The sequence below is a fragment of the Dyella sp. Tek66A03 genome (assembly GCF_052567735.1).
On record NZ_CP199584.1, the window covers coordinates 3,798,355 to 3,821,420 of the forward strand.

The 23,066-nt window shown below is 64.0% G+C and carries 19 protein-coding genes; 9 read left to right on the forward strand and 10 right to left on the reverse strand.

What is annotated here, in order from left to right:
• Nucleotides 1–14 precede the first annotated feature (14 nt).
• Nucleotides 15–1,676 carry a M28 family metallopeptidase gene (locus ACT01B_RS17055; protein WP_445144405.1) on the forward strand — a complete coding sequence of 554 codons (1,662 nt, stop codon included), beginning with the start codon at nucleotides 15–17 and terminating at the stop codon, nucleotides 1,674–1,676.
• Between the two features lie 696 nt (nucleotides 1,677–2,372).
• On the opposite strand, the gene recQ is transcribed toward ACT01B_RS17055, so the two are convergent.
• Nucleotides 2,373–4,187 (reverse strand): DNA helicase RecQ, encoded by a 1,815-nt coding sequence (recQ, locus tag ACT01B_RS17060; protein WP_445144406.1) that lies wholly within the window; start codon nucleotides 4,185–4,187, stop codon nucleotides 2,373–2,375.
• 457 nt (nucleotides 4,188–4,644) lie between these two features.
• Between recQ and ACT01B_RS17065 the strand changes: the two genes are divergently transcribed.
• A complete protein-coding gene (locus ACT01B_RS17065; RefSeq protein ID WP_445144407.1) occupies nucleotides 4,645–7,500 on the forward strand; it encodes a TonB-dependent receptor domain-containing protein in 2,856 nt (951 codons plus the stop codon).
• Between the two features lie 159 nt (nucleotides 7,501–7,659).
• Here the strand turns inward: ACT01B_RS17065 and ACT01B_RS17070 are convergent, their stop codons facing one another.
• Nucleotides 7,660–7,998, reverse strand: a complete 339-nt coding sequence (locus ACT01B_RS17070; protein ID WP_445144408.1) for an MGMT family protein — start codon at nucleotides 7,996–7,998, stop codon at nucleotides 7,660–7,662.
• A gap of 87 nt (nucleotides 7,999–8,085) precedes the next feature.
• On the opposite strand from ACT01B_RS17070, the gene ACT01B_RS17075 reads away from it, so the two are divergent.
• Nucleotides 8,086–8,490, forward strand: coding sequence for a hypothetical protein (locus ACT01B_RS17075; RefSeq protein WP_445144409.1), 405 nt, complete (start codon nucleotides 8,086–8,088; stop codon nucleotides 8,488–8,490).
• Nucleotides 8,491–8,721: 231 nt separating this feature from the next.
• On the opposite strand, the gene ACT01B_RS17080 is transcribed toward ACT01B_RS17075, so the two are convergent.
• The gene (locus ACT01B_RS17080) at nucleotides 8,722–9,843 is read right to left on the reverse strand and encodes an anion permease (RefSeq protein WP_445144410.1); all 1,122 of its coding nucleotides are present in this window, start codon (nucleotides 9,841–9,843) and stop codon (nucleotides 8,722–8,724) included.
• A gap of 87 nt (nucleotides 9,844–9,930) precedes the next feature.
• Nucleotides 9,931–10,560: a DUF47 domain-containing protein gene (locus tag ACT01B_RS17085; RefSeq protein WP_445144411.1), complete on the reverse strand. Its 630-nt coding sequence runs from the start codon at nucleotides 10,558–10,560 to the stop codon at nucleotides 9,931–9,933.
• A 202-nt stretch (nucleotides 10,561–10,762) separates the two neighbouring features.
• Here ACT01B_RS17085 and ACT01B_RS17090 point away from each other — a divergent pair, with 202 nt between their 5' ends.
• Entirely contained in the window at nucleotides 10,763–12,085 is a 1,323-nt protein-coding gene (locus ACT01B_RS17090; protein ID WP_445144412.1) for a hemolysin family protein, read from the forward strand.
• A 57-nt stretch (nucleotides 12,086–12,142) separates the two neighbouring features.
• On the opposite strand, the gene ACT01B_RS17095 is transcribed toward ACT01B_RS17090, so the two are convergent.
• The gene (locus ACT01B_RS17095) at nucleotides 12,143–12,916 is read right to left on the reverse strand and encodes an RNA methyltransferase (RefSeq protein WP_445144413.1); all 774 of its coding nucleotides are present in this window, start codon (nucleotides 12,914–12,916) and stop codon (nucleotides 12,143–12,145) included.
• 156 nt (nucleotides 12,917–13,072) lie between these two features.
• Between ACT01B_RS17095 and ACT01B_RS17100 the strand changes: the two genes are divergently transcribed.
• A complete protein-coding gene (locus ACT01B_RS17100) occupies nucleotides 13,073–13,876 on the forward strand; it encodes an inositol monophosphatase family protein (RefSeq protein ID WP_445144414.1) in 804 nt (267 codons plus the stop codon).
• A gap of 214 nt (nucleotides 13,877–14,090) precedes the next feature.
• Here ACT01B_RS17100 and hda read toward each other — a convergent pair whose 3' ends face one another.
• From hda to ACT01B_RS17115, 3 genes are read right to left on the reverse strand one after another with little or no spacing between them, the layout of a single operon-like run.
• Complete coding sequence (hda, locus tag ACT01B_RS17105; protein WP_445144415.1) at nucleotides 14,091–14,795, reverse strand: DnaA regulatory inactivator Hda; 705 nt, start codon at nucleotides 14,793–14,795, stop codon at nucleotides 14,091–14,093.
• Complete coding sequence (locus tag ACT01B_RS17110; protein ID WP_445144416.1) at nucleotides 14,792–15,970, reverse strand: AI-2E family transporter; 1,179 nt, start codon at nucleotides 15,968–15,970, stop codon at nucleotides 14,792–14,794. The genes hda and ACT01B_RS17110 overlap by 4 nt, the downstream gene beginning before the upstream one ends.
• A 17-nt stretch (nucleotides 15,971–15,987) precedes the next feature.
• Nucleotides 15,988–16,968: a DUF2066 domain-containing protein gene (locus tag ACT01B_RS17115; RefSeq protein ID WP_445144417.1), complete on the reverse strand. Its 981-nt coding sequence runs from the start codon at nucleotides 16,966–16,968 to the stop codon at nucleotides 15,988–15,990.
• Nucleotides 16,969–17,145: 177 nt separating this feature from the next.
• Here ACT01B_RS17115 and purM point away from each other — a divergent pair, with 177 nt between their 5' ends.
• From purM to ACT01B_RS17130, 3 genes are all read left to right on the forward strand, one after another.
• The gene (gene purM / locus ACT01B_RS17120) at nucleotides 17,146–18,174 is read left to right on the forward strand and encodes a phosphoribosylformylglycinamidine cyclo-ligase (RefSeq protein WP_445144418.1); all 1,029 of its coding nucleotides are present in this window, start codon (nucleotides 17,146–17,148) and stop codon (nucleotides 18,172–18,174) included.
• Nucleotides 18,175–18,179: 5 nt separating this feature from the next.
• Nucleotides 18,180–18,860, forward strand: a complete 681-nt coding sequence (gene purN / locus ACT01B_RS17125) for a phosphoribosylglycinamide formyltransferase (RefSeq protein WP_445144419.1) — start codon at nucleotides 18,180–18,182, stop codon at nucleotides 18,858–18,860.
• A 356-nt stretch (nucleotides 18,861–19,216) separates the two neighbouring features.
• Nucleotides 19,217–19,930, forward strand: coding sequence for a DUF3108 domain-containing protein (locus ACT01B_RS17130; protein ID WP_445144420.1), 714 nt, complete (start codon nucleotides 19,217–19,219; stop codon nucleotides 19,928–19,930).
• Between the two features lie 250 nt (nucleotides 19,931–20,180).
• Here the strand turns inward: ACT01B_RS17130 and murA are convergent, their stop codons facing one another.
• Together murA and ACT01B_RS17140 are read right to left on the reverse strand one after the other, a co-directional pair.
• Nucleotides 20,181–21,440, reverse strand: a complete 1,260-nt coding sequence (murA, locus tag ACT01B_RS17135; RefSeq protein WP_445144421.1) for a UDP-N-acetylglucosamine 1-carboxyvinyltransferase — start codon at nucleotides 21,438–21,440, stop codon at nucleotides 20,181–20,183.
• A gap of 41 nt (nucleotides 21,441–21,481) precedes the next feature.
• A complete protein-coding gene (locus ACT01B_RS17140) occupies nucleotides 21,482–21,721 on the reverse strand; it encodes a BolA family protein (protein ID WP_445144422.1) in 240 nt (79 codons plus the stop codon).
• 261 nt (nucleotides 21,722–21,982) lie between these two features.
• On the opposite strand from ACT01B_RS17140, the gene ACT01B_RS17145 reads away from it, so the two are divergent.
• Complete coding sequence (locus ACT01B_RS17145) at nucleotides 21,983–22,993, forward strand: KpsF/GutQ family sugar-phosphate isomerase (protein ID WP_445144423.1); 1,011 nt, start codon at nucleotides 21,983–21,985, stop codon at nucleotides 22,991–22,993.
• Nucleotides 22,994–23,066 lie beyond the last annotated feature (73 nt).

The following is a 23,066-nucleotide window of genomic DNA, read 5'->3' on the forward strand; positions in this document are numbered from 1 at the left end:
CCCAGGTGTCGCCTATGAAGCGTTTGGCCTTATCCATTCTTGCCCTGTCCGTGTCGTCGGCGCTTTTTGCCGCAGCCGCCACGAATGCCCCCAGCATCGACCCGCACCGCTTGTCGGACGAGGTCAAGACGCTTTCCTCCGACGCCTTCGAAGGCCGTGGCCCGGCTACCGCCGGCGAAACCAAGACGGTCGACTACGTCGTCGCGCAGCTCAAGGCAGCCGGCGTGCAGCCCGGTGGCGACCTGAAGAACGGCAAGCGCGAATGGACCCAGGCGGTACCGCTGCTGCGCACCGAGATCGTCGGCACGCCGTCGCTGTCGTTCGCCAACAATGGCAAGGTCGAAGCACTGACCCAGGGCGACCAGATCGCCGTGCGCGCCGCGCTGGACGGCTCCAAGCAGGTGTCGATCAAGGACGCGCCGCTGGTGTTCGTCGGCTACGGCGTCAAGGCGCCGGAGCGTAAGTGGGACGACTTCAAGGGCGTGGACCTGCACGGCAAGATCGCCGTGGTGCTGATCAACGACCCGGACTTCGAAACCGGCGTGGGCGACTTCGGCGGCAAGGCCATGACCTACTACGGTCGCTGGACCTACAAGTACGAGGAACTGGCACGCCAGGGCGCTGCCGGCGTGCTGATCGTGCACGAGACCGCACCGGCCTCGTATGGCTGGGCCACGGTGAAGAATTCCAACACCAACACCATGTTCGATATCGTGCGCGACCACCCTGCCGCGCTGCATCCGCAGGTGGAAGCGTGGATCCAGCGCGACGTGGCGGTGAACCTGTTCAAGAACGCCGGCCTGGATTTCGAGGCGCTGAAGAAGCAGGCGCAGACGCGCGACTTCAAGCCGGTCGTGCTGAAGGGCCAGACCTTCTCGGCCAACTACAAGGTCGATTCCAAGGTCATCACCTCGCACAACATCGTCGGCCGCATCGAAGGCAGCAAGCGCCCCGACGAGACCGTGATCTATAGCGCCCACTGGGACCACCTGGGCGTCGGCGAGCCGGACGCCAAGGGCGACCGCATCTACAACGGCGCGGTGGACAACGCGACCGGCACCGCCGCGCTGATCGAACTGGCCCGCGCGTTCGCCAGCCAGCCGAAGCCGGAACGCTCGGTGGTCTTCCTCAACGTCACCGCCGAGGAGAAGGGCCTGCTCGGCTCCGAATACTACGCCGCCAAGCCGCTCTACCCGCTAGGCAAGACCGTGGCCAATATCAATATGGATGCGCTCGACCCGCATGGCCCGGCACGCAACTTCACCATCTCCGGCAGCGCCAAGCTCGATCTGCTCGACGAGCTGACCGATACCGCCAAGAAGTGGAACCTGGTGTACGAGGCCGATCCGAAGCCGGAAGCGGGCCACTTCTTCCGCTCCGATCACTTCTCGTTCGCCAAGCGCGGTGTGCCGGCCATCTCGTTCGGCTCGGGCAATGACTGGGTCGATGGTGGCCTGACCGCCGGCAAGGCCGCCGAAGACGAGTACGTCGCCAATCACTACCACCAGCCCTCGGACGAATGGCAGGCCAGCTGGCCGTTCACCGGCATGGCGCGCGACCTGCAGATCCTCTACACGCTGGGTAACGACCTGGCCAATTCGGACACCTGGCCGAACTGGAGCAAGGACTCGGAGTTCCGCGCCGCCCGTGATGAGACGGCTGCGCAGCGCAAGTAAGCGGATCTGAAAACCAAGGTGGAAAAAACGGCTCGCAGCGATGCGAGCCGTTTTTTTGCACCTATTGAACAGCCTTTTCACGTCTCGCCGAATTACATGACGTTTGCAACACAACCGCAGCATGGGCGTCATCGGCCCGCCAGCCGAGCGCCATCTAACCGTCGCCACGGAATAACGGCGGCGTCATGGTACGCAGGCAGGCTAGAGCACCATCAGCCGTCGATGACTGTGCCTACCATGCTGGCCCAATACGTCTACCCGTCGAAAACCGGCCTTTTCCGCATCATCCGCCATGGTCGTCAGTGGCGCGTGCTCTGCGAAGTCCAGGAAATCGGCCGCCACGAGACCGCCGAGGCCGCCCTGATCGCCGCCCGCATCGCCTGCCCACAAGCGCGTTTGCCGGGCTCGCTGGAGCAATGGAGGCATCTGCCCGAATTGGCACTGGCCCACTCGCGCGTCTCGTGTGACGGTGGCACGCGCTGGCAGTTGGCGGGCTGCGCTTTAGCTCCCTCTCCCCTGCGGGGGGAGGGCTGGGGTGAGGGGCCAATCTTGCGGGAACGCCGGCTTAAAACCTCGCCCTATTGCAGCTCCCGCGCGAGCACCCGCCCCTCACCTCAGTCCTCTCCTCGCTCCTCAAAACCGGGGCCATCCATGGCCCCTCCCCGCGTGCCCCGGAGGGGAGAGGAAGTAAAAGCGTCACTCCTGCGCGTTGATTACTGCGAGGAAATCCTGCCCATAACGCTTGAGCTTGGCCTCGCCGACACCGCTGATCGACGACATCTCGTCTTCGTTGGCAGGCAAGGCCCGCAACATCGCCAGCAAGGTCGCGTCATGGAAGATCACGTACGGCGGCACGCCATGCTGTTTGGCGAGTTGGGTGCGCAGCTTGCGCAGCTCGTCCCATAGCGGCTGTTCGTAAGCTTCCACGCCAAGACTGCTACCGGTCACCAGCTGGCTGTCGCGGCGCTTACGCGATGCTCGCGCCGGCCGCGCGTCCTCGCGCAAGCGCACGGGCTGGTTGCCGGTGAGCACGTCGCGACTGGTCTTGGTCAGGCGCAAGGTGCCGAAGCCTTCCGCGTCGGCCTCCAGCAAACCCATAGCCAAGAGTTGCCGGAACACCGAGCGCCATTGCTTCTCGTCCATCTCGGCGCCGATGCCGAAGGTGGACAGGCGGTCGTGGCCCAGGTCGCTCATGCGCGTGCTGTCCTCGCCGCGCAGGATGCTGATGACATGCCCGGAGCCGAAGCGCTGACCACTTCGGTAGACGCAGGACAGCGCCTTCTGCGCTGGCACAGTGGCATCCCACGTCTTGGGCGGTTCGATGCAGTTGTCGCAATGCCCGCAGGGGCCGTGATAAACCTCGCCGAACGCCGCCAGCAGCAACTCGCGGCGGCATTGCGTGGCTTCGGCATACGCCAGCAGAGATTCGAGCTTCTGCCGCTCCACCCGCTTGCGCTCATCCGCGGATTCGGACTGGGCGATCATCTGGCTCATCGTCACCACGTCCGACAGGCCGTAGATCATCCACGCTTCGGCCGGCAGGCTGTCGCGCCCCGCGCGACCGGTTTCCTGGTAATAGCCTTCCATGCTGCGCGGCAAGTCGAGATGCGCCACGAAACGCACATCGGGCTTGTCGATGCCCATGCCGAACGCCACCGTCGCCACCATCACCAGTCCATCCTCGCGCAGGAAACGCCGTTGATGCACATTGCGCGTAGTGGCATCCAGGCCCGCGTGATACGGCAAGGCGTCGAAGCCTGCCTCGGCCAACCACGCCGCCGTCTCGTCCACCTTGCGCCGACTGAGCGCATAGACGATGCCCGTCTCGCCGCGATGCCGCTCGAGGAATTCCATCACCTGGCGACGCGCGTTATGGCGTAGACCCACGTGATAGCGAATGTTGGGCCGATCGAAACTGGAGACGAACTGCTTCGCGTCCTGTAGCGCCAGGCGTTCGACGATTTCCTCACGCGTGCGGTCATCCGCCGTCGCCGTAAGTGCGATGCGCGGCACCTGCGGAAAGCGCTGATGCAGGACCGCAAGGTCCCGGTATTCCGGGCGGAAATCGTGCCCCCATTGCGATACGCAATGCGCTTCGTCGATGGCGAACAGTGCCACCTCGGTGCGTTCGAGCAGGCTGAGGAAACGGCCCGTCAGCAATCGCTCCGGCGCCACATAAAGCAGGTTCAACTCCCCCGCCAGCAGGCGCTGCTCCACCTGGCGCTGGTCTTCCGCGCTCAGGCTCGAATTGAGGTAGGCCGCGGCGACACCGGCCTCGCGCAGCGCGTCCACCTGGTCCTGCATCAAGGCGATCAGCGGTGACACCACGATGGCGGTGCCCTGCCGGATCAACGCAGGAATCTGATAGCACAGCGATTTGCCACCGCCCGTAGGCATCAGCACGAGCGCATCGCCGCCCGCAATCAACTGCTCGACGATCGCCTGCTGCGGACCGCGGAACTGGGTGTAACCAAAAACACTTTGGAGGATGTCGAGGGGGGAGGAAGGCATCGCGAGATGCTAGCAGTGGCACGGCTGACTCGTTCGGCGCCGATGACTCTCGCGAAAGAATCCGATGAAGAAAGAGTAATTTATTACGCCGCGGAGCGATGAAAACTCACGTCCAAATTGATGGAAGCTTGCGAACTTAAAGTCATTGCCTTGCGGAATCTTACGCAGTTCGCGCCTTGTTGACAAAACAAGTCATTGCTAAAACACGAGCTGCAAGTCCATGTATTTGCGCGAAACAAATTTCTACGCCGCAAACATGCGAATAGTTCGTTGACAAATTGTTATTTTCCACCGTAAGTTTGGGGCAAGGAAGCGGGGGAGTGCCGCAATTTCCTGTCCTGTTGGCTTAAGCACGGACCTGTGAGAACAGGCCTTTAGGGAGGCTTTTGCCTCAAAAAAAGGCCGCCATCGCGCGGCCTGATTGTTGATTGCAACCACGGATTTGGGGAGTTCATACGTGAAAGGTTTGACTACTAGCAAGCTTGCGGCCGCCGTCCTCGCCGCCATGGCACTCAGCTACTCACATGCATATGCGGCACCCGTGCCGCAAGACGCTTCATCCACTGCGCAAGATGCCGACGCCGCCAAGGCGCGGCGACTGGACTCCGTGACCGTCACGGGTTCATTGATCCCGCAATCGCAGGTGGAAACGGCGACCCCGGTGATCACCATCACGGCGGAACAGATCAGGGCGCAGGGCTTCTCCACGGTAGCCCAGGCCTTGCAGTCGGCCTCGTTCTCCACCGGCAGCGTACAGGGTGCCTCGACGTCGGCGAGCTTTACCCAGGGCGCACAGACGCTCAGCCTGTTTGGCCTTAACCCGGGCTATGTGAAATACCTGATCGACGGCCGCCCGATGGGCGATTTCCCGGCGCTCTACAACGGCAGCGATGCCTTCGTCAACCTCAGCAGCATTCCGTCCGAGATGGTCGAGCGCATCGACATCCTGCCGGGTGGACAGTCCTCGATCTATGGTTCCGACGCTATCGCCGGCGTGGTCAACATCATCCTGAAGAAGAAGCTCGACGCGCCCGTGGTGGACGTGCGCTACGGTTGGACCACGGATGGCGGCGGCTCCGACCGCCGGCTCTATCTGGCCGACAGCTTCAACGTGGGCAAGTTGAATATCATTGCCGGCGTGCAGTACCAGAACGTGTCGCCGATCTGGGGCTTCGATCGCGACGTGACCAGCCAGTTCTTCAACCAGGGCACCTCGCCTGCCACGGCCTCGCGCGACTTCCTGGTCAATAGCGCCACCGCAGTTCGCAACAGCTACGTCGATCCGCGCAACCCGTTGCTCTCCAACCCGGACGGCTGCGCCAATACCACCAGCCTGTTCCGGGGCACGGAAGGTCTGCAATACCGCAAGAACAGCGGCTACTACTGCGGTTCGCTCTCCTCGCCCGGCTACAAGACGGTGTCGAATGGCAGCGAATCGGCCAACCTGTACACGCACGCCACGTTCGACGCCACGGACAACCTGCAGCTGTACGGCGACCTGCTCTACAACTATCAGGAAACCAAGTTCTCCTCCGGCTCCAGCTATATGTGGTGGGGCACATCAGCGGACTACGGCGCGTTCTACGACCCGAACCTGGACGACTTCGTAAACCTGCAGCGCGCCTTCGCGCCGGAGGAAGTCGGCGGTTACAACTCGATCATGAACAAGAACACCGAGAACTCTTACATGCTCACCCTGGGCGGCAAGGGTACCTTCGGGCATTCCAACTGGGACTACGACGTCTACTTCACCCACTCGGACGATCATCTGACCGAGCGCAGTTTCGTTCGCTGGGCCAATGCTATCGACGGCTATTTCCAGAACAAGGTGCTGGGTCCGGATCTGGGACCCGATCCCTATGGCTTCGGTTACGAGACCTACGCGCCCAACTACGCGGCCTTCTACCAGCCGATCTCGGTGGCTGATTTCCGCAGCTTCACCGGCTACGCCAACAGCTATTCCAAGACCTGGGACAATGTGTTGCACGGACAGGTGACCAATACGTCGCTGTTCCACCTGCCGGGCGGCGAAGCGGGCCTGGCCGTGGTGGTGGAAGGCGGCAACCAGGGATGGGATTACACGCCCGCTCCCGGCCTGCTCAACGGCGATGTCTGGGGCCAGACGGCGGTATCCGGTTCCGGCCATCGTTCGCGTTACGCGACCTCCGCCGAGCTCAACATGCCGCTGCTGCAGCAGCTGACCGCCAACCTATCGGGCCGCTACGACAACTATCGCGTCGACGGACGCAACGTCGACCACGGCACCTATAACTTCAGCCTAGAATACCGTCCATTCGAAACCTTGCTGGTGCGCGGCAAATACGGCACCGCCTTCAAGGCCCCCACCCTGGCCGACGAATTCCAGGGCCAGAGCGGCTACTACAGCTCGGTGACCGACTACTACAACTGCGCGCAAGCGGGCTACTCGGGCGCCAACATCGGCAACTGCCCGAACAAGTACTACAACGCCCAGTTCTTCGGCATCCAGTCGGGCAATACCGACCTCAAGCCCATCACGGCCAAGGTCTGGAACGCCGGCCTGGTGTGGGCGCCGCTTCGCGGCATGTCACTTAAAGCCGATTACTACGGCTACAACATCAGTAACCAGGTGAATCTGCAGAGCGCCGATACGCTTTCCCAGGAGGATTACCTCTGCCGCACTGGCACCCTCGACATCAACTCGCAAAGCTGCCAGCAAGCACTATCGCAAGTGATCCGCCTGCCGCAGACCAACGGGCAGTTCCTCGGCGACATCGACACCATCTCGACGCCCAAGATCAATGTCTCGAAGGAAAAGTTGAACGTCTTCGTGGGCGCGTTCGACTACCTGTGGGCTATCGGCGCTTACGGCAACCTCAACTTCGATCTGTCGTACACCAATATCCTCAAGCACGAGCAGCAGATGTATCCGGGCGACCCGGTCATCGACCTATTGCGCAATCCGTACTACAGCACCGACTTCAAGACCCGTGCGAATGCGTCGGTGACGTGGTCAATCTCCAAGTGGAGCGCCACGCTGTTCGCCAACCGCTTTGGCAAGTCGCCCAATTACCTGTCTACCGTCGTGAACAACTACACCGATCCGGGCACGGGCACGTTGGCGCCCTGGATCCGCTACAACGCCAGTGTCAGCTACGCCGCCATGGACAACCTGCAGCTGTCGCTCGCGATCAACAACCTGTTCAACTCGATGCCTCCGGTGGACCACAGCTACCCCGGTACCTCGGGCTCGCCCTACAACGACCAGAACTACAACGTGTACGGCCGGACGTTCTACTTGCAGGCAACGTATAAGTTCGGCAAGAACCACTGATCGATTGGCGGACTCTTTCCACGGAGAGAGTTCGCTTAGCACCCCGACGGAGTCCCGCAAGGGGCGCCCTTTTTACGGAGTCCCGCAAGGGGCTCCGTTTTTTTGTTCCGATGTAGAAGACCACCGCCGTCGATGCAGCGACTTCGCCGCCATCCAGAATCAGTCGGGGAACCCCCACAAAGCCCGATCCAAGTCCGCATCCATGCCGAAACTGGCCAGTGGCACGCGACCGTTTTTTACGATTACACCTTCGGCGCGCAATAAGCGGCATTGTTCGCGAAAGCCGCGGCTGCCTGTCGGCAATGCGATCTGGCCGCTGGAGCGCAATACCCGATACCAGGGCAGGGTCATGCCCTCAGGGGTTTCTCCCAGGAGCTTGCCGACCAGCCGCGCCCTGCCCGGCAAGCCGGCACGGGCGGCGATCGCACCGTAACTCGCGACGCGACCTCGGGGAATGGCTGCAATGGCGGCGTAGACGCGAGCATTGGCTTCGTTCATTACATACCCTGACGGATTGAACAGGCTCTTTACACCGGGTCGTGGCACAGTAGCGGTGGCGAAACTGCCTGCCAAGGAGCTCGCACCATGCATCATTTCGAAGCCGTGCGTTCCCATATCGGCAGCATGCATCAGTTGCGCCACAACGACCCGTATCTCATCAGCTTCGATCTCACGCTGCCGCACGATCGCCACCAGGGCATCTATCTCGCCGAACTGGAAGACGAGGGCGGTCGGCGCTACCTGCGCATTTCCACCCCGATCGGCCCACTGGCGGGCACCGACCCGCGCCGTTGCCTGCGTTTCAACTGGGAGCAACGCCAGGGTTTTCTGGCCCTGGCCGACTTGGACGGCTCGCCCTATCTGCATCTGTGCGAGAACCGGCCCTACGAGCTGCTGGATGCGACTGAACTGAAGCGGCTGATCGAGGAGCTGGGCGACCTGGGCGACCAGCTGGAACGGATCGTCGCCACCGGTGGCGACGATCTCTGAGTTCAGGCCAAACCCATTCGAGGGATGGTCGAACGCATCCGATGGGGTGGTCGAACGCACCCGATGACTGTAGGAGCGCACCCTGTGCGCGATCACGGCGTCACCGCTCCGTTGGTTTTTCACTCGGGCCATCCTTGGCCCTCGCCCTGCGGGCAGCTAACGCTGTGCAAACCGGCATTGCTGCCGGTTTGTCGCGCACAGGGTGCGCTCCTACAACAAACGAACAAGATGTCAGAACAACGCGGCGAGACGCACCATGCCGTAGGCGAGCAAGGCGGTGACGGGCAGCGTGAGGATCCATGCCCACACCATGCGTTCCACCACCGACCAGCGAATGGCATTCCAGCGCTTGGCCGCGCCTACGCCCATGATCGAGGCGGACACGTTGTGCGTGGTCGACACCGGAATACCGAAGGCCGAAGCCGTGAGGATCACGGCCGCTGAGCTGCCTTCGGCGGCAAAGCCGTTGATGGGATGCAGCTTCACCATCTTGTGACCCAGCGTCTTGATGATGCGCCAGCCGCCGCCCGCGGTACCCGCCGCCATCGTCAGCGCACATACCACGGCGACCCATGCCGGCACGTTGAAGCCGCCGTCCGAAGCCCCCTGGATGCGCAGGAAATGCAGCCACGCCGGTAGTCCTTCGAATTGACCTGCGGCTGTCGCGCCGGCAAGCGCGAGGGCAATGATGCCCATGCTCTTCTGGGCATCGTTCATGCCGTGGGCGAGACCCATCGCACTGGCCGAGAAAATCTGCGCCTTACCAAAGAAACTGTTGACGAAGGGAGTGCGGCCAAACCGACGCAGGAAGCCGGAACGGCTGGAAAGCCAGCTGAGCAGCCCATACAGCGAACCCATCAGCAGGAAGCCGAGCACAAAGCCCATCAGTGGCGATATCACCATGGGCAGGATCACTTTCGGCACGACGCCATTGCCCTGCCACCAGTGGCCGCCACCTTGCCACCAGATCACCGACGCGAAGTTATTGCCCGAGGCGGCGACAGCCGAACCAACCAGCGCGCCGACCAAAGCGTGGCTGGAACTGGACGGCAAGCCCAGCCACCAGGTGATGAGATTCCATACCGTCGCCGCCAACAAGGCGCAGATCAGCAGTTGTGGCCCCGCGGCAATCACATGGGTATCGATCAAGCCTGCCGCGATGGTCTTGGCCACCGCGGTGCCCCACAAGGCACCGATCAGGTTGGTGATCGCCGCCATCAGCACGGCCTGGCCCGGCGTCATCACCTTGGTCGCCACCACCGTGGCAATCGAGTTGGCGGTGTCGTGGAAGCCGTTGATATAGGTGAAAGCCAGCGCGATGAGTACGACGGCAATGGCGAGGCCGATACTCATGCGCACACTCCGCGCAGGGCACGCACGATGACGTAGGCCCGGTATGCGACCGGGCGGCACAGGTAAGGCGAGGTCATCAGGCCGGCCTCAGGAGTTCTTCAGCACAATCGAGTAGACGGTGTTGCCGACGTCGCGGCACTTGTCGATCGCCTTCTCGAGCAGCTCGAACAGATCCTTGGCCAGCATCGCGCGCATGGCGTCGTTGCCTTCCACGTAAAGCGTGCGGTACGGCGAGAGCAGCATGCGATCGCCTTCCGACTCCAAGGTCTGCAGGCGGTCCTGCAGCTTCTTCACCGGGTCGATGCGCAGGCCGCGGCGCAGCTCGCCGATCATCTCGGACACCACCTCGGTGGCGCGCTCAAGCACGTGCGCACGCGCGGCGAAATCGACATCCACCAGGCGCGCGGCAACGATCTCGTAGCGCTCGGCGAACTTCTCGATGGTCTTGGGAATCTTGTACAGCGCCGAGTTCAGCGCCTCGATGTCCTCGCGATCGAGCGCGGTGACAAAGGTATTCACCAGCTCCTCGCTGATCTGCCCTGCCAGCGCCTTCTCGCGCTGGCGAGCCGAGGCGAAGGCGGCCATTACCGGCGCATGGTCCTTGCGGGTGACCAGTTCGTGCAGGGCCTTGGCGCTTTCGCGCGCAGCGTCGGCACTCTGCTCGAGCAGGCCATAGAACTTATCGCCTTTGCCGAAAATCGTTTGCAATGAAAACATGCGGTTATTGCCTGGGTGCGGGGACGGCGGTGTGACGGTTATGTTACAGGACGCCCGTACTGCACCGCATCACTTGAGTCTGGCTGGGCTTCCAGAGCCCGCTCCAGGTAGCTGGAGTCCATCAAAGGCGGCTGAAAACCCGCCGAGGCCTTACACTGCGTCTCATGCCCACCCGCGACCTTCCCCGCGACTGTCCGCCACCATGCTGACCGAAATCGCGCTCGTCATCGTCCTTTCGCTGTTCAACGGCTTCTTTGCGCTCTCCGAGATGGCGCTGGTGGCCTCGCGCAAGAGCCGCCTCAAGCAGATGGCTCGCACCAGCCGACGCGCCCGCCTGGCGCTGCGGCACGCGGAAGCACCCGAGCGTTACCTGTCGACTGTACAGGTGGGCATGACCCTGGTGATCCTGATCACCGGCGCCCTGGCGGGCGATGTGCTGGGCGACCATATCGCCACGGCCATCCACGGTGGCCGCGCCGCCTGGATGGAACCCTATGCCAGGGTGATCGGCCTGGTGCTGGGATTCATGCTGATCTCCTACATCCAGATCGTCATCGGCGAGCTGGTGCCCAAGCGTCTGGCGCTCTCTTCGCCCGAGCTGATCTCGGGCTACGTGGCCATGCCGATGCTGGTGCTGTCGCGTGCGACCACGCCCTTCGTGTGGCTGCTCAATTTCTCCAGCAGTACGCTGTTGCGCTTGCTGAACGTGCGGGGGCGCCGCAGCGACGTGGCTTCGGAAGAAGAACTTCGCCTGCTGGTGGCCGAAAGCGCCGAACACGGCGTGCTCGATCGCGACGAACACAATATGGTCAATCGCGTGCTCCGCCTGGGCGATCGCTCGGTGGATAGCGTGATGACGCCGCGCACACGCGTGGTCTGGCTGGACCAGGCGGCCAGTTACGAAGTAAACGTCGAGATCCTGCGCAGCACGCCCTACTCCCGCTACCCGGTCTTTCGCGGTGATGAGAGCGACATCCCTGGCGTGGTCGAGGTCAAGCGCCTGCTGCGCGGCTTTGCCGAGGGCAAACCGGACCTGTTTGGCCAGCTGTCCAAGCCGCTTTACGTGCCCGCGACAGCGCGGGCACTCGACCTGCTGGAAGAGTTCCGCGACGCGGAAACGCAGCTGGCCCTGGTAGTGGACGAATACGGCGACATCGTCGGCCTGGTCACGCTCAACGATCTGCTCGCGGCCATCGTGGGCGCGACCCAGCTCGGCAGCAGCGGCTCTGAAGAAACCCAACTCATCGTGCAACGCGAGGACGGCAGCTGGCTGGTCGATGGCTCCCTCTCGACCGACGACCTGCGCGAGCTACTGCACGTAGACGCGCTGCCCGGCGAGGAAGAACACGAGTACCGCACCGCCGCCGGCATGGTGATGGCCGCGCTTGGACATATCCCGCAAACCGGCGAAGTGTTCGAGTGGCGCGGCTTTCGGGTGGAAGTGGTGGACCTGGATGGCGCGCGCATCGACAAGCTGCTGATCACGCCGGTGCCGCACGTGGATGTGGACGAGGACGGGTTTTAGGCGCTGCTGCCAACGCTCTGCACGGCCACCGCCAACGAGAATGAATGTAGGAGGGGTTCAGTCCTTCGACTCCTTCAGGTAGTTGTTGGCGATCTGCGCCATGCGCTGGGCATCGGCGAAGATGCCGTGCATCACACGCAGTTCGCGCTCGTCCATCTGCGCGCGCTGGAACAGCTTACGCAGGCGCAGCATGATCGTGGTCGGCGCGCGGCCCTTGTGGAAGTCGATGTCGTCCAGCATCTGCCCGAGGTGCTCGTAGAAGCGTTCCATCTGGGCGGCATCGGCCGGCAACTCGGCATCCGCGCGAAGCGGGGGCGCCACTTCGCCCAGCGAGGCAACGCGCAGCTCGTAGGCCATCACCTGGACTGCCTGCGAGAGGTTGAGCGAGCTGAAATCGTCCACGCTGGGGATGCGCACCATGGCGTGGCACCGGGCCAACTCCTCGTTCTCCAGGCCGGTCCGCTCGTTGCCGAACACCAGGGCTACCTGCTCGCCGCGCGCCGCGGCGGCCAGGGCACGGCTGGCGGCCTCGCGTGGCGATATTTCCTCCAGGTCCACTCCGCGACGGCGGGCCGACAGTCCCAGGGCCAGGCTGGTGCCGGCCAAGGCATCGACCAGCCCCTCATGGATGCCGGCGCTTTCCAGCACGTCATCGGCGCCAGCGGCCAGCGCCGAAGCCTCCCGGTCCGGGAAACGCAGCGGCGACACCAGGGCCATGCGGCTGAATCCCATGGTGCGCATGGCCCGGGCCGAGCTGCCGATATTGCCCGGGTGCGAGGTGCGCACCAGCACGTAGCGGATGCGGGCGGCGAGGTCGTTATCGGTGGTCATGGAGGGGAAATCGCGGCAAAACGGGGGCAAAGCTTGGAAACTGTCGGCCGGTCTGTCAAACCGCCCCAGCCGCCCGGCCTCGGGCCGCCTGCCCGCGACCGGCTTCTCTGCTAAACTCCGCGGCCGAAAACCCCGTTCTTTTGCAAAGTCGAAGCCATGCCCAGACCCGCCGTCAACGTCGCGGTGCGCGCCGCGCGCTCCGCAGGAAACATCATCCTGCGTTACATGAACCGCATCGACGGCCTCAATGTCGTCGAGAAGCAGCGCATGGACTTCGCCTCGGAAGTCGACAAGCTGGCCGAAGCCGAGATCATCAAAGAACTCAAGCGCGCCTACCCGACGCATGCCTTCCTCGCCGAGGAAAGCGGCGCCATGGGCAAGGGTCCGCTGGTCTGGGTGATCGATCCGCTCGACGGCACCCACAACTACCTGCGCGGCATCCCGCATTTCTGCGTGTCGATCGCCCTGCTCGATAAGGGCGAGCCAGTTTACGCCGTGGTGTTCGACCCGCTGCGCGACGAACTGTTCACCGCCAGCAAGGGCGACGGCGCCTATCTCAACGACCGCCGCATGCGCGTCAGCAAGCGCGAAAATCTCGGCGGCGCGATGATCGCCACCGGCTTTCCCTACCGTCAGCGCGCCCATCTGGAGCCGCAGCTGGACATGACTCGCGCCGTGCTCGGCCAGGCCGAGGACATCCGTCGCTCCGGCTCCGCCGCGCTGGACCTCGCGTATACCGCGGCCGCCCGCTACGACGGCTATTTCGAGATTGGCCTCAAGCCCTGGGACATGGCCGCTGGCGTGCTGCTGGTGCGCGAAGCCGGTGGTCAGTATTGCGACTTCGCCGGCCGTGACGGCATTCCGGAAAGCGGCAACATCGTCGCCGGCAATCTGCACATCGTCCAGGCCATGGTCGACGCCTTCAGCGCCAACGCCACGCCGACGCTGCTGCGCGCCTAAGCACCGTCAGCCGGAACCGAAGAGCGCCCTGCGGGGCGCTTTTTCTTGCCCTGTAGGAGCGCGCCCTGTGCGCGATCACGGCATCGCCGCTCCGTTGGCTTTTCACTCGGGCCATCCCTGGCCCTCGCCCTGCGGGCAGCTGGCGCTGTGCAAACCGGCAGTCCTGCCGGATGGTCGCGCACAGGGTGCGCTCCTACAACCATAAGGCGCGACGTCAGGCGCCGGGCTCTGCTTCGCGCAGGAAGCCGCGCAGGAACGGTACGGTGATGCGCCGCTGCGCGGCAAGCGACGCCTGGTCGAGCCGATCGAGCAGATCCAGCAGTGCGCCAAGGTCGCGCGCGTAGCGGTTAAACAGCCAGTCGAGCACGGTGTCGTCCAGCTCGATGCCACGGGAGGCGGCCTGCTGCCGCAGCACGGCGCGGCGTTCGGCGTCGTCGAGCGGTTTCAGCAACGCTTGCTGGCAGGCACCCAGTCGCGAGCGCAGATCGGGCAGGCCAAAACCCAACTGCGAAGGCAGGGCTTCGGCGCCGAACAGCAGCGCCGCGCCTTCGGCCCTGGCACGGTTGTAAACGTCGAACAAGGCGTGTTCCGCGTCGCGGTCACCCACGATCGCACCGAGATCATCCAGCGCCAGGAATTCGCTGCCGGCCACGCCACGGATGGCAGCCGCCTTGTCGCGCAGGCTGGCCAAGGGCAGGTATTGCACTGTACGCCCGCCCTCAATGGCCGCCTGGCAGGCAGCCATCAGCAAGTGGCTTTTGCCACTCCCGAGAGGACCACACAGGTAGAGCCACGGCGTGCCGGCCGTGCGCGCCAGCTGCTCCACCGAGGCGAGCGTCGCGGCATTGGCACCGGGATGGAAATGTTCGAAGCGCTGGCGGCGTGGCCAGCGCAGGGCGAGCGGCAACTGCGGAATCATCTTGGTGGTACTACGTCCTTATCGTCAGCATGACCCACGATCGTGCTGGTTTTTACGGCGCCCTCGGGCGTATCGACCGTGGCATCCACTTCAGTGAGCACGGGATCCCCACTGCCCTCTTCCATGTACAGGTCACTTTGCTTGTAACGCTCGGCCAGGTAGCGCAACAGCACCAGGATCACCGACGCCGCCGGCAGGGCCAGCAGCACGCCGAGGAAACCGGCCAGGTACCCACCCGCCAGCACTGAAAAGATCACGGCTACCGGGTGCAGACCAATCTTCTCACCCACCAGCCGTGGCACCAGCACATAGCCTTCGAGCAGCTGGCCCGCCGTAAAAATGCCCACCACGAGCAAGATGTGGTTCCAGTCGCCGTACTGCACCACCGCAGCAATCAGCGCGGAACCAAAGCCGACGATGAAACCCAGGTAGGGCACAAAACTGAGCAAGCCGGCGACCATGCCGATCAGCGGACCGACCGACAGCCCCATGATGGTCAACGACGCGCCGTAGAAAATACCCAGCGCCAGCATCACCAACAGCTGGCCGCGCACGAACGCACCCAGAACACTGTCAGCCTCATTTGCCAGGTGACGGATGGTCGGCTCGACCGAGCGCGGCAGCATGCGATCGATCCATGTCACCAGGCGGTTCCAGTCGCGCAGCAGGTAGAAGGCCACCACCGGGATCAGCACGAGGTTGGTGAGCCACATCACCATGCCGAGACTCGAACGCGAAATCTTGCCCAGCAGCGTCGATGCCGCGTCGCCGATCGAGCCGATGTGCTCTTTGAGCTGCGCCATCAGGCGATCGGTATCGAACGCGCTGGGGTCCAGATGCAGCTTGGCCTGGACCCACGGCATCGCCGTGTTGCGCGCCCAGTCCACGTAGCGAGGAAGGTTCTGCACCAGGTTGTCGACCTGGCGCGAAATCAATGGAATCAGCAGCAGTAGCGCACCCACCGTAAGCAACAAGAGCACGGTGAAGACGATGCTCACCGCCAGCGTGCGCCCCATGCCCAGACGCTGCAGGCGATCAGCCAGTGGGTCACCCATATAAGCCAGCATCGCGGCGAACGCGAAGGGCATCAGCACCGGCGCCAGTAGCCAGAACACATAGAGGATGGCCGCGGTAATCGCGAGCATCTGCCAGCGGCGGGAGGTGTCATGAGTCATCAATGTGGCTCCGCGATTCAATGCACCCAGCGCAAGCTGGCATCGGCATCACGGTGCGCATCGCCACGCAACAGACGCCCGCCCGCCGCGAGATTGGCAGACAACGAATCCATCGGCAGGCTGGCCTTGACCGCGAACAACATGCCATCGTTTTGCGCGCTCATCGTGGTGACCTGGCGCACGGCCGGGTCGGCACGCAGCGTCGCCAGCAGATTGGCGTAATCCATGGCTGAATTGATCCCTGAAATCCACAGTTTGCCGTCGACGTTGGCCGTGCCGATCACGTTGAGCTGCTTGGCCAGGCGATCGGCAAGGCCGTTGCCGGCGTCGGTGAGTGCCGCGGCCGCATTGGCGCCATCGTTGTTCCAGCGCTGCTGGGGACCGCCGGACAGCAACACCCAGTCACCGCTGTTGCCGTGCATCTGGCCGAGCAGGATCAAACCCGTCTTGTACTGCCTGGCCAGTGCAGCCACCTGTTCCGGGTCGGTACTGGTGAGGTTCGGCGTGTCACCGGTTTTGGCGGGATCCGCCAGCACGGTGCTATAGCCGCGCGCAGCGATCGCCTGGGTGAGTGCGGTCAGGGCGTCCCTGGTCAGCACGCTGCCGTGCTCATCACGCACCACCAGCAGCACGGGCGGCTTGGAGCCGGCGCTGGCCACGCCCATCTGGGCCACGGCCCGCTGCACCGCCCCCTGATCGAAGGTCACTTCCATGCTCAGCCCGGTCGCGGCGCGCTGATACTGAAACTGCTTCACGATACCGGATGCCCCCTTGAGCACATCGTCATAACCCGGCTTGCTGCTCAGGTCCTGCCCACCGGAGGTGCGCGCCAGCACCTGGGCCAGGGCATCGCTGAAAGCATTGTTGCGCGCCGCATCGCTGGTATCGGCGACCGAGACCACCACCGTGTACGGTGACACCTGACCTTGCGCGTGCACGGACAGCAGCGGGGCAAGTCCAAGCATCAGACAAACGAGCAACAGACGGGACAGGCGCATGGGGCGGGGGAATCCGGAGGGGAACGCCCGGAAGTCTGCCCAATCCGGCCCGCAGCGTCCATCGGAACGAGCCGCAAATCAGCGCCAAGTCCTGCTAATTCCGTCCAGGGCCTAACATCGGGCAGGCCTACCGGTTCACTGCTACAATTTGTCGTTTCTCCCCGCCGGGTTGCCCCCATGTCCGACGCCCTTACCTACCGCGCCGCTGGTGTCGATATCGACGCGGGCAATGCCGTGGTCGAACGCATCAAACCGCTGGTCAAGCGCACCTTCCGCCCCGAAGTGATGGGGGGACTGGGCGGCTTCGGCGGCCTGTTCGACCTGTCCGGTCGTTTCAAGGAGCCGGTGCTGGTCTCGGGCACCGATGGCGTTGGCACCAAGCTCAAGCTTGCCCAGCAGTTGGGTCGTCACGACACCATCGGCATCGACCTGGTTGGCATGTGCGTCAACGACGTGCTGGTGCAAGGCGCCGAACCGCTGTTCTTCCTCGACTACTTCGCCACCGGCAAGCTGGACGTGGACACTACGGTTGCTGTCGTTGGCGGGATCGCCAAGGGTTGCGAACTGGCCGGTTGCGCCCTGATCGGCGGTGAAACGGCTGAAATGCCGGACATGTACCCCCCGGGCGAATACGATCTGGCCGGCTTTACCGTGGGCGCGGTAGAGAAATCCGCCCTGCTCAGCGGCGAGGGCATCGTGGCCGGTGACGTGATCCTGGGCGTTGCCGCGTCGGGCCCGCATTCCAATGGTTACTCGCTGATCCGCAAGATCCTCGAACGCGCCGGCAGTCCGCTGGACCTCGACCTCGGTGGCGTCAGCCTGGCCGATGCGCTGATGGCGCCGACCACCATTTACGTGAAGCCCCTGCTGGACCTGCTGAAAAATCAGTCCGTCCACGGCATGGCCCACATCACCGGTGGCGGCCTGAAGGAAAACATCATCCGCGTGGTACCTGATGGCCTGGGCATTGCGCTTGATGCGTCCAGCATCGTGCTGCCGCCGGTGTTCGACTGGCTGATGCGCGAAGGCAACGTGGCGCGCGAGGAAATGTGGCGCACGTTCAACTGCGGCGTTGGCTTCACCATCATCCTGCCGCGCGACGCCGTTAATAGCGCGTCGGCTTTGCTGGCCAAGCATGGCCTGGCCAGCTCGGTGATCGGCGAGATCGTGCCCGCCCAGGGCGACGAGCGCGTGCACATCGGCTGAGTCTCGTGACTTTGCCGCGTCTTCGTGTGGCCGTGCTCGCTTCCGGGCGCGGCAGCAATTTGCAGGCCTTGATCGCCGCACGCGATGCGGGCGAGTTGCCGGTCGACTTTGTCTTGGTCGGCAGCGACAAGGCCAAGGCCGGCGCCCTGCGGCTGGCCGAAGCGGCCGGCATTCCCACCTTCACGCTCGACCCCAAGCGCTACGCGCATCGGCGCGACTACGACCTCGACCTGTTCGCGCAGCTCGATGCCAGTGGCGCGCAGGTTCTGGTGCTGGCCGGCTTCATGCGCATCATCGATGGCGAAACGCTCAAGCCCTGGGTGGGGCGCATGATCAATGTCCACCCTTCCCTGCTGCCCAAGTATCGCGGCCTGCACACACACCGCCGGGCTCTGGCAGCGGGCGATGTGGAGCACGGTGCCAGCGTGCATTACGTCACCGCGGAACTGGACGGCGGCCCGGTGATCGCGCAGGCGCGCATCGCGATCCAGCCCGGTGACGACGAGCACAGCCTGGCCGCACGCCTGCTCGCCCACGAGCACCGGTTGCTGCCCGCCGTGCTCCGTTTGATCGCGCAAGGGCGTTTGGCCCTGACGCCTCCCGATATCATCGAACGCGGCGGCCAGCGCCTGCCCGCGCCGCTGCAACTACGCGACGGCGATTTGGTTGACTTAAGGGTGCTCTGATCTATTCAACGCGGGTGTCACCGGTTCTGTCTGCCCGCAGATGCGTGCTGCGTCGGCGCACGCGGGGAGAGGACATGGATGTCCTCGGCTTTGAGGAGCGAGGAAGGCAGGCTGGCTGCCTGTCGAGACGGCGCGGCGCGGAGCTGCGGGCAGACAGAGCCGGCCCTTCGGGTGATGTCCAGAAAGTCCGCAGGCCGCGGTGCGCGGCTTGCCCAGGCAGCAAGCCTGCGCGGCGCCACGCCCCACACCCTGCGGACTTTCTGGACATCATGCCACCCGCGTTGAATAGATCAGAGCATCCTTCGGAACGGACTCTCTACAACCCGTTCAGGATGGGCGCGTAGACTGCGGACCCCATGAACAAGCCAACCTCCCTCCGCACATTCGCCGCCGGCCTGGTGCTGGCCTTCTCCACCTCTGCCGCACTGGCGGCCGCACCGACGCCGTTCACCGCGACCTACCAGGTAGCGCAGGGCGGACAGGTGATGGGCGAAGCGGTGGTAACGCTCAAGTCGGTCGGCAACGGCGTGTGGGAATACAGCAACCAGACCCACGGCACCTCGGGCCTGGCCGCCGCACTGGGCGCCAACTCCACCGAGACGACCCGCTTCCGCTGGAACAACAACGCGCCGGAAACCGTCAGCTCCGACTACCACATGGAGGCTGCGATCAAGAGCAAGCAGCGCCATACGGAAGTGAACTGGGCCAGCAACCAGGTCAGCGTGGATGAGGGCAAGGGGCCGATGACCTACCCCAGCGTACCGGGCATGGTCGACCGCAACACCGCACCGCTGGCCATCGGCCTGGCGCTGCGCGGCGGCAAGCAGACGGTGGCGCTTCCGGTAGCAACCAAGCGCAATGTGGAAAACCAGCAATTCAAGGTCGCCGGCAGCGACAGCGTCAAGGTGCCGGCCGGCAGCTTCCAGGCCGAACGCGTCGTGCGCAGTGACAGCGACAAGGCCTTCAGCGCCTGGTACGCCCCGCAGAAATACCCGATGCCGGTGAAGCTGGCGCAGAGCGATGGCGGCAATCTGGAATTGCAGCTGGTGAGCTACAAGAACGGGAATTGAGTGCCGCCGCGACCGGGCTTCGTCCGACACCTCAGCCCGTCATCCTCACCATCACCCTCGCCGTCATCCCAGCGAAAGCTGGGATCCAGTGCCTTTGAGGCGTCGGGCCAGAGCGAAAGACGCTGGATCCCAGCTTTCGCTGGGATGACGGCGAGGGGATAACGGCGCTGGTATGACGGCGAAAAGTCCCTGCTCCGAACACGAAAAAGGCCGCATCAGCGGCCTTTTTCTTAAGCGCTACAGCAAACCATCACGACGGCAAACGACGGATCTTGGCACCGAGCACACCCAGCTTTTCCTCGATGTTCTCGTAGCCGCGATCGATGTGATAGACGCGATCCACGATGGTGTCGCCCTCGGCCACCAGACCAGCCAGCACCAGGCACGCCGAGGCGCGCAGGTCGGTGGCCATGATCGGCGCGCCGCTCATCTTCTCCACGCCCCTGATGATCGCCGTATTGCCTTCGAGCCGGATATCGGCGCCAAGGCGCTGCAGTTCCAGCGCGTGCATGAAGCGGTTCTCGAACACCGTCTCGGTGATCACGCCCACGCCTTCGGCCACGCAGTTGAGCGCGGTGAACTGCGCCTGCATGTCGGTGGGGAACGCGGGGTACGGCGCGGTGGTGATGTTGACGGCCTTCGGGCGACGGCCGCGCATGTCCAGCTCGATCCAGTCGGGGCCGGTCGAAATATGCGCGCCAGCCTCTTCCAGTTTGGAAAGGACGGCATCCATGGTGTCGGCACGGGCATTGCGGGCGCGAACCTTGCCGCCGGTCATGGCCGCACCGACCAGGAAGGTGCCGGTCTCGATACGGTCCGGCAGCACTTCGTACTCGGCGCCATGCAGGCGCTCGACGCCATGGATGACCAAGGTGGAGGTACCCACGCCTTCGATCTGCGCGCCCATGGCGATCAGGCAATGCGCCAGATCGACCACTTCCGGCTCCTGTGCCGCGTTCTCGATCACCGTGGTGCCCTGGGCCAGGGCCGCCGCCATCATGATGTTTTCGGTACCGGTGACGGTGACTATATCCATCGAGATGCGGGCGCCCTTCAGGCGCTTGGCCTTGGCCTTGATGTAGCCGTTTTCCACGACGACTTCGGCGCCCAGCGCCTGCAGACCGCGAATGTGCTGATCGACCGGGCGCGAGCCGATCGCGCAGCCGCCCGGCAGGGACACTTCCGCCTCGCCAAAGCGGGCCACCAGCGGGCCCAGCACCAGGATCGAGGCGCGCATGGTGCGCACCAGGTCGTATGGCGCGAAGCAGCGATCGGTGGGGCGCGGGTCGATGTGCATCTTCATGCGGTCGTCGAGCACCAGTTGCGTGCCCATCTGGCCGAGCAGTTCGATGAAGGTGGTGACATCGTGCAGATGCGGCACGTTGCTGATTGCCACCGGCTCGTCGGCCAGCAGGCATGAAGCGAGAATCGGCAGTACGGCGTTCTTGGCGCCGGAAATGCCTACCTCACCGTGGAGCGGCTCGCCGCCACTGATCAGGATCTTGGCCATCGTAGTCCTTGCGAAAGTGCTTGGGAGTCACAGCGCAGCCCTCAACGGCGCGCCGCGACCTCCTCGGGAGTGAGGGTTTTCAGGGCCAGCGCATGAATCGCACCGCCCATGAGATCCCCCAGCGTGGCGTAAACCAGGCGGTGCCGCGCGAGCGGCAGCTTGCCAGCGAACTGTGCAGCCACCACTTCAGCTTCGAAGTGCACGCCGTCGTCGCCATTCACGGCCGCCCGCGCACCGGGCAGGCCTTGTTCGATCATTGCCTGGATGGTGGCAGCGTCCATGGGATGGGTTATTCCACTTGCAGATGGTGGGTCAACGTCGCGGATTCGAAAGGCCGGTGAATCCAATGCCGTCGACTATGACGTTAAAATGCGAATATGCCATGTTAATGGAAAACCTCTGGCGCAGAAACGACACGAGTAGGCGGCGCCCCTCGCACAGCGCTTGCCAACCACCTCCAAAGTCATGATTTAACGGAATATTCCAACGTCGCCACGCGCTTTCTGGCAGTGACGAAATTCCGGCACCAAACCCGAGGATGCATGAACGCCCACATCGCCCCAGCCAGCCAGAACGCGATCAACGCCGAGACTATCGTGCGCAATGCGCGCACCGTGATCGCCACCGAGGCCGCCGCCATCCGCGACCTGGAGCTGCGGATCGGTCCGGAGTTCGTCGAAGCCTGCCGTCTGATCATGGCTTGCGCCGGGCGCGTGGTGGTTACCGGCATGGGCAAGTCCGGCCACGTCGCGCGCAAGATCGCGGCCACTCTGGCCTCCACCGGCACCCCGGCGTTTTTCGTCCATCCGGGGGAGGCCAGCCATGGCGATCTAGGCATGATCCTGCCGCAGGACGTGGTGCTGGCCCTCTCCAATTCGGGCGAAACCGATGAAGTGCTGTTCATCCTGCCGGTGATCAAGCGACAGGGCATCCCCTTGATCGCCATCACCGGCAACGCCCATTCCTCGCTGGCCGACGAGGCCAACGTGCATCTGGATGCCAGCATCGCCGTCGAAGCCTGCCCGTTGGGGCTGGCGCCTACCGCCAGCACCACCGCAGCCCTGGTCATGGGCGATGCCCTGGCCGTGGCCTTGCTGGAAGCCCGTGGCTTCACGTCCGAAGACTTCGCCCGCTCGCACCCAGCCGGCAGCCTCGGGCGCCGCTTGCTGCTGCATATCAGCGACATCATGCACACCGGCGAAGGCATTCCGGCCGTGTCACCCGAAGCCTCATTGACCGAGGCACTGATGGAAATGACACGTAAGCGTCTGGGCATGACGGCGGTCATCGATGCCGACCGACACCTGCTTGGTGTGTTCACCGACGGTGACCTGCGCCGCGCCCTGGACGACGATGGCGTGGATCTGCGCGGATCGGCGGTGGCCGCCTTGATGACGCGCGGCCCCAAGACCATCAGCGCCGACAAATTGGCCATCGAAGCCGCGCAGCTGATGGAAAAGCATCAAATTCACGCCCTGCTGGTCGTTAACGATCAGCAGCAGGTCGTGGGTGCGCTGAACATTCACGACCTGCTCCGCGCCCGTGTGGTCTGATCCGGCCTCTCGGCCGTTTCAGGCTTAAGCCGCATCGCCGCGTCCACCGTCCGAGCGCTCCCACGTTTGACGG